Genomic DNA, 7,443 nt, shown 5'->3' with positions numbered 1-7,443 from the left:
GATTCAGTTACGTCAGATCTTTCAAAAACCGTTTAAAACTTATTTTGGATTTCTTCTCATCTTGTTTGCTACCTAAGTAGCAAATCTTTATTACTTTATTTGAATGTCTAAAGAGCTGTCCGAGACTATATGTTCATGTTCAACATGTAAAGTCTTTTTTAACAATTAAAGAAAAAAATTCAATGTCGTTATTTGCAACGTTGTTTTTGTTTCGTTTGTTGTTTGGAACGAGGGGCATATTATGAAACCCGAATAACTTCGTCAATACTTTTTTTACTTTTTATTAACTTTTTTTTCATAAATTTTAATAACAATATTAAATACTTATAGATTATTAATCATACTTAATTTTAGCAGTAGGTTAAACTTCTACTAAAAACGTAACCCCTTGAAATCTCGAAAGTTAATGAAAATAAAAAAGGCCACTCTCTGAGTGGCCTTCTATCATCGGTTACTATGTAAAAAATTTAACCTATTTTTTTAGAGGAAATCCGTTTTTTTCTAACGTCTCTATTACTTTATTAGAAGCTTCAGTAATGAACTCTCCTGATAAAGTACTATTAGGATCTAAGAATTCACTTCTTACTGTTACAGACTTCTTATTATCTTGAACAAAGATATCTGCAATAGAAGTAGAAACAAGTTCTTTAATCTTAAGTTTTGAAAGACTATTTAAAATAGTACCTACTGCAACGCTAGTATCTACTTCTACAGTACAATCGAATGTTGAACCAGGAAACTTCGCTAATGGTTGATACTTAGTTTTGTCTTTCTGCTCACGTGATTCAAACGCGCTCATATTAATAAGTGCAATTGAAACATTGCCTTTAATCTTAAATTGCTTAAGTACTAGAGGATGAACAGAGAAGATTACACCATCCATCTTTCCTTGAATTCTAAAGTTATAAAATTCAAATGGATGAATACCTGCCCACTCTTCATCAATAGCATTACTCTTAAACTTAGGATTACGTTCATTTAACTGATAGTTAACATTACAACAATCAAGTAAGCGAGTTGTATCGTTTAAAAGATCCATGAATGGAGTTGCTTCTTTATCGAAGTAAAGCGCACCAAATACACTCTCCTCTTTTACAAAGTCTTTATCATTTGCGTGATATGTACGACCTAGTTCAAAGAATTTAAATGCAGATGAATTCTTTGCGTTTTGAGAAGCGGCCTCAAGAAAAGAAGGTGCTAATGATTCGCGCATAAGAGACGCATCTTTTGAAAGAGCGTTAATTAACTCTAATCCACCCTTGTGTTCATATAGAGACTTCTTAAGAAGAGATGGCCCAATCATAGGGTATGTCATTACTTCAAATGCATTAGCATGATTCACCATAAAGTTTTTCATACGGCGGTGTAGCTTCTGAGCAGGACTTAACTTAACTGGAGCAATATCAAGCTTTGGTGAAACAGGAGCAATATTATCGAAACCAATAACACGTCCAATTTCTTCAACAAGACAAGATCCTGTTTCAATATCTTTAGTTGCACGATAACTTGGAATATGAGCAACAAAACTTTCAGCTGTTCCCTCAATATTAAAATCAAGACTATTGAAGATTCTCTTCATTTCATCAAAAGAAACTTCTTTACCAAGGGCCTTATTAATTTTAGCAGCACTTGATGGAATCGAAACGGGCTTAATCTCTAAAAGATTTGGCCCATCGTATTGCATATCACCTACGACTTTAGCTTCAGGGTTTTCTTTTAATACATACTCAAGAGTTCTTAATAGAGTTCTCTCAAGCATTAGAGAATCAAGAGTTTTTTCATATCGAGAAGAAGAGTCAGTTCTTAAACCTAGGCGAGTTGAAGTTTTTCTAACTTCTGCGGCCTTCCAGTTTGCAACTTCAATGAAAATTTTCGTTGTGTTTTCATCAACACCACTATTTAAACCACCCATAATCCCCGCAAGAACAAGAGGCTTTTCAGAGTCACCAATTACAGTATCGCCTGCAACTAATTTTCTGTTTTCTTCATCAAGAGTTGTGAACTCTGAATCTGACTTAAGAGCACTAATCACAACAGTGTCACCTTTGATCTTTTCGCGATCAAAGATATGCAGAGGAATACCAAGTTCAAGCATTACGTAATTTGAAATATCAACGATATTATTAATTGGACGAAGACCTACTGCTTGCAGTCGTCTTTTCATCCACGCAGGAGACTCTCCTACTTTAATATTGTCTACGCTAAGGCCAAAGTAACCAAGACAACTTGTGCCTTCTTCTACTTTAATTTTGATAGGGGCTGCATCAGTTGAAAACTTTGCTTTTAAATTAGCTGCCCAATCGACAGAGAATGGTTTTTGTAATTCATTATCAAAAATTGTCGCAAACTCGCGAGCAATTCCATAGTGACCCCAAAGATCTGGTCTATGAGTAAGAGACTTATTATCAACGTCTAATAAGATATCTTTTGTTTGATTGAAAAGAGTTAGCATATTTGTGCCAAGCTCTGGGTTATCAAACATTTTATCGAGCTCAATAATTCCGGCAGAATCTTCAGCGAAACCAAGCTCTTCTTCAGAACAAAGCATTCCTTCAGAGAGAACACCGCGAATTTTTTTAGGCTCAAGAGTTAGGCCATTTGGTAGAGTGATTCCAAGTGGAGCATAAGCTGTGCGCATTCCAATTCTAACGTTTGCAGCACCACAAACAACTTGAAACTTATCCTTTCCGTTTGTGAAAGTAACAAGATTTAACTTATCAGCTTCAGGGTGCTTTTCTTTTTCTAGAACTTCAACAACAGTGATTGCTTCGAGGTGATCACCAACAGAAAGAACGTCTTCTACTTCAGCGGTTGCTAGAGTAAATTTTGATCCAATTTCATTTGCATCTAAGTCTGGAACTTTTACGAAGTCTTTAATCCAATCGATACTAATTAACATATATTATCCTTAAAACTTTTCTAATATTCTTTAAATTGTGAGTTAAAACGTAGATCACCTGACTGAAGGTGGCGGATATCATCGATTCCGTACTTCATCATAACAAGACGATCTAAACCAAGCCCAAATGCAAAACCATTATATTCTTCAGGATCAATTCCACCTGCTCTAAGAACATTTGGATGAACCATCCCACATGGAAGAAGCTCTACCCAACCAACTTGTTTACAAACAGAACACCCTTTTCCGCTACAAACTTGGCATTTGATATCTAGTTCAAAGCCAGGCTCAACGAATGGGAAGTAACCAGGACGAAGCCTTACTTCGACATCTTTCTTAAAGATCTCAGTTAGAATTTCTTTCATGAAGTAAATTAGGTTTGATACAGAAATATCTTTTCCAACCATCATCCCTTCTAATTGTTGAAATACCATCTCGTGAGAAGCATCAGTTCTTTCACAACGAAATACTGTTCCAGGAGCAATGAAGCGGAATGGTGGCTTACGAGACATCATCCCACGTACTTGAATAGTTGAAGTGTGTGTACGTAAAAGATGTTTATTGCCTTCCGGGGATTTCTCATCTCTAAACCAGAAAGTATCTTGCATATCACGAGCTGGGTGATCACCAGGAATATTTAGGGCCTCAAAGTTATAAAACTCTGTTTCAACATGTGGGCCATCTAAAACCTCAAACCCCATTGATAAGAAAATATCTTCAACTTCTTGTTGCACAAGAGTTCTTGGGTGAAGTCCGCCGTGATTATTATTCTTAGACTTAACTGCATCAGTAAAAGTAATATCGATTTTATTCTTACTTAGCTTTTCATTAATTTCAGCAAGCTCAATCTCAGATAGCTTCTTTGCAACAAGCCCTTCAATATTTTGCTTAATCTCATTGGCAACTGGCCCAATTTCTTTTCTCTGCTCAGGAGTAGCATCCTTAAGCGACTTTAAAATTTCAGATACAGCGCCCTTCTTCCCTAAGTAACTAGACTTAAGTGAAAGTACATCTGGCTGTGCACTTAGTGTTTCAAGTTCTGTTTGAAACTTCCCATAAGCTTCATTTAGCTTATCAATCATAATCCCACCTATTTTCGACGATTTGTATACGTTCAATAATAACCTTGGGAGTTTTTCATGCGGTGTGCGAAAAAGCAAGACGTGGGGTGTTTAAAGTACCAATAAAAATGAGCGAAACCAATTGAACTTTGAAATGATCTCTTGGTGCTGATAGTCGGGGTATGTCCAAGAAAGACTTTGGTAAGTTTTACCTTGAAATTGATAGGTCAATTCAGCAAAAACTCCTTCTCCTAAATAGATACGATGAGAGTAAGGCTTGCCACTCGAAAGAAGGACCTGATCCAAGCAGATGAGCCCTGGATCAATATTAAAAGTCCTAGCGCTATCCAAGAGATATTGCTTTTCAAGTGCATCACAATATTTTTTGAGTTCAACTAATTTAGTTCTCTCAATAAGCTCAGGATAGAAGAAAAAGCATCTTTTGAGATTCTGCCCCATTTCTTTGCTGTAATAGTCTTTCATTGGAAAAAAATCGTGTGTGAATAGTATTGGATCAGAGTACTGTGGCCCAAGTAAATTAATGATTTCACTTGGACCAATCTTGTCCTCTTGATAAAGAACACTGAAGAAAGCGAGGGCACGAGTGGCCGGTTTTAAATCGCTCACTCTACTTCATTTTCTCTTTTAAAACATTGTAGTAATTGCTTAACTCTTCAAGATTAACTGTAGCTGTACCAACTTTTCCGACAACCACACCCGCTCCACAGTTAGCAATCCAAGCGGCTTCCTCAAGACTTGCTCCTGCTTCAAGGCAGGCTACAAGAAGAGAAATTGTTGTATCCCCTGCTCCAGAAACATCATAGACTTCGTTGGCAACAGTTGGGATCATGTGCAATTTACCATCACCAAGAGTGTCCAGCATGGCCATTCCACGAGCACCAAGAGTAATAATAATTTTTTCTAACTCCAGTTTATCAACTAGAATTTCAGCAATATCTTCAACCTGAAGCTCCCCTGCATATCCTAGTAGATTTGCCATAAGCTTTGCTTCAAGATGGTTTGGTTTAAGAAGTGAGACACCCTTATAATATAGCGGCGGAGTTGTGCGACTAGGGTCAACAGCAATTAAGCTCTTTGACTCTTTAAACTCACTAACTAAACGTGAAATTAAAGATTCAGTAAGCACTCCTTTAGAATAATCTTCAAGTATTAAAGCACCATGATTTTCTTTGAGTTCGTTAATACGACTTACTAACCTTTTTTCAACATCAGCATTAATAGGCTTCTTTGACTCATAATCAATACGACAAATTTGTTGATGATCTGTTACTATTCTTTCCTTGAAAACAGTTGGTCTTTCATCACAACGAACAACTCCCCAAGTTGAAAGCCCCGCTTCTTCAAGAAGATCTTCTAAAACATTTGCATTAGCATCATCACCCATAACCCCACATAAAGTTGAGTTAACACCAAGAGTTTTTAAATTCTCCGAAACGTTTGCTGAAAGCCCTAGTTTTTGCCATTCTTTTTGAACTTCAAGAAGTGGAACAGGTGCTTCAGGTGAGATACGATTGACGACACCAGATGTGTATTTATCGATTCCCACGTCTCCCACAACGAGAATTGGTTTAATCGTGTTAAGGTTTGTAATGATTGCATTAAAGCGTTCAGATGAAATTAATTTTGTCATAATATTTCCGTTATTTATTTAAAATTGATTTTGCAATTTCAATTACTCTGTCTTCTTCGATCTTTGCCATACAGTCATAGTATGGACAATCCATTCCGGCACACTTGTCAGACTCCCCACAAACTACGTTTGGAGTGACCGTCTTGATCTGCGCATCCCCTTTAGGTTTCCACCTAAGTGATGATTGGCTTTTAATAGGTGAAAAAATTCCAACTAAATCAACACCAAGAACAGCGGCCATATGTGTGGCCCCAGAGTTAGGTCCTATAAAAAGTGTAGCGTGTTTTAGAATATTTAGAAAGTTAACAATGCCACGTCTTTTGCCATTAAAGTAATAGATATTCTGATCATCATAATCTCTAAGCTCTTCCCTAACAGGATTTACGTAGCGTAGATCTGAAGGAATATGAGAAATTATAAAATTAAAACGATTAGGATAAATACCATTTATACGCTTTATGAAAGTAGCAATATTCTTGGCCGGCCATGACAAATTATCATTAGAAACTCCAGGATGAACAAAGACCATTTCTTTTTCTGGATCAAGACCTTCTCCCTTAATTAACTCTTTAAATGAATTAAAATCATTCTCATTAACAGTAAAGTTGAACTCAGGGATGAATTCTCGATGTTCTATATTAGTAAAATTATCAAGATCACGAAGTAGCTCTATATTATAGAAAGTTTCATGCCCTTCCACTTCAGAGCGAATTTGTCGAACTCCACGATTTAAAGTGAAATTGGCCTGCCACTTGGCAAGGTGTCCGCCACGGAAAGGAACTTTCTTTAGCCAGGCCACAAAGTTTGGTGTTTGTGATCCACCTGCATAGAGATAGACATCTGGCTTAAACTCATTAAAAACCTGAAGTGCTTTTTTTACTTTAAATGGGTATGACCTCTTCTTATCAAGAACGTAAACTTTGTCGATATAGGGGTGGTCTTTATAGAGGATGACAGAAGTTGGAGATGTGATTATAGCAACAGTCGCATTCGGATCCATTTCTTTTATGGCCTGGGCCATTGGCATCGTTAAGATATTTTGACCAATGGCATCTGTGCGACTGATTAAATATTTCACAACGCTATACCAACCTCTTTAGCGCGAATTTGTACGTTTTCTTTTAGAGTCGAAATAACCTTATCAATGGCCATCTCACTAGTATCAACAAGAGTAGCATCATCCGCTTTTACAAGTGGAGCAACTTCTCTACCCATGTCTTTATCATCACGCTTTTTCACATCACGCTTTAGTTGTTCAAGATCAATATCGTGCTGACCTTTCTCAATTAATTGGTCAAATCTTCTTTGAGCACGAATATCGATTGAAGCAGTAACAAAGAACTTAATGAATGCATTTGGAAAAACAACTGATCCAATATCACGCCCTTCCATAACACATACTTTTTCATCTGCAATATAGCGTTGAAAATCTAAAAGCATTGTCCTTACAACAGGAATTTGAGAAATGATTGAAGCAAGTTTTGAAACATGGTGCTCTCTAATTTTTTGAGATAAATCAACACCATCCACTTTTACAAGTGCATCAGCTTGTCCGTATTCAAGTTTAATATCTTTTAAGAATGATTCTACCGCACCATGATTATGAAGATCGACTCCCTTCTCATTTGCAGCAAAGGCTAAAGCGCGAAACATAGCTCCAGTGTCGATATATAGAATACCTAACTCCTTGGCCAACAACTTAGCTACTGTTGATTTTCCGCTCCCACTTGGGCCATCAATTGCAATAACTGATGAATATGTCATACAACTTCCTTATTCATGTAATTTATAAGGAACGAATATAGCAATTTTTAATAGCTATTTGAAGTTGA

At 36.6% G+C, this 7,443-nt stretch carries 6 protein-coding genes; all 6 read right to left on the bottom strand.

The annotated features are described in order from the left end of the window. Nucleotides 1–472 precede the first annotated feature (472 nt). The 6 genes from pheT to cmk all read right to left on the bottom strand — a co-directional run bounded on the left by pheT (nt 473) and on the right by cmk (nt 7,375). Complete coding sequence (pheT, locus tag ABMA70_RS15705) at nt 473–2,899, bottom strand: phenylalanine--tRNA ligase subunit beta (RefSeq protein ID WP_103219011.1); 2,427 nt, start codon at nt 2,897–2,899, stop codon at nt 473–475. A 20-nt stretch (nt 2,900–2,919) separates the two neighbouring features. After that, a complete protein-coding gene (gene pheS, locus ABMA70_RS15700) occupies nt 2,920–3,981 on the bottom strand; it encodes a phenylalanine--tRNA ligase subunit alpha (RefSeq protein WP_103219012.1) in 1,062 nt (353 codons plus the stop codon). Between the two features lie 90 nt (nt 3,982–4,071). Beyond that, nucleotides 4,072–4,587: a DUF4416 family protein gene (locus ABMA70_RS15695; protein WP_103219013.1), complete on the bottom strand. Its 516-nt coding sequence runs from the start codon at nt 4,585–4,587 to the stop codon at nt 4,072–4,074. 1 nt (nt 4,588) lies between these two features. Then, entirely contained in the window at nt 4,589–5,611 is a 1,023-nt protein-coding gene (locus ABMA70_RS15690) for a bifunctional heptose 7-phosphate kinase/heptose 1-phosphate adenyltransferase (RefSeq protein ID WP_392992286.1), read from the bottom strand. A 10-nt stretch (nt 5,612–5,621) separates the two neighbouring features. Continuing rightward, a complete protein-coding gene (locus tag ABMA70_RS15685; protein WP_103219015.1) occupies nt 5,622–6,689 on the bottom strand; it encodes a glycosyltransferase family 9 protein in 1,068 nt (355 codons plus the stop codon). Then, nucleotides 6,686–7,375 carry a (d)CMP kinase gene (gene cmk / locus ABMA70_RS15680; protein ID WP_103219016.1) on the bottom strand — a complete coding sequence of 230 codons (690 nt, stop codon included), beginning with the start codon at nt 7,373–7,375 and terminating at the stop codon, nt 6,686–6,688. The genes ABMA70_RS15685 and cmk overlap by 4 nt, the downstream gene beginning before the upstream one ends. Between the last annotated feature and the right edge of the window lie 68 nt (nt 7,376–7,443).

It is taken from the genome of Halobacteriovorax sp. XZX-3 (assembly GCF_043196495.1).
Lineage (GTDB): Bacteria > Bdellovibrionota > Bacteriovoracia > Bacteriovoracales > Bacteriovoracaceae > Halobacteriovorax_A.
Note: the sequence above shows the minus strand (reverse complement) of the source record. Positions and strands in the feature narration are given on the sequence as shown.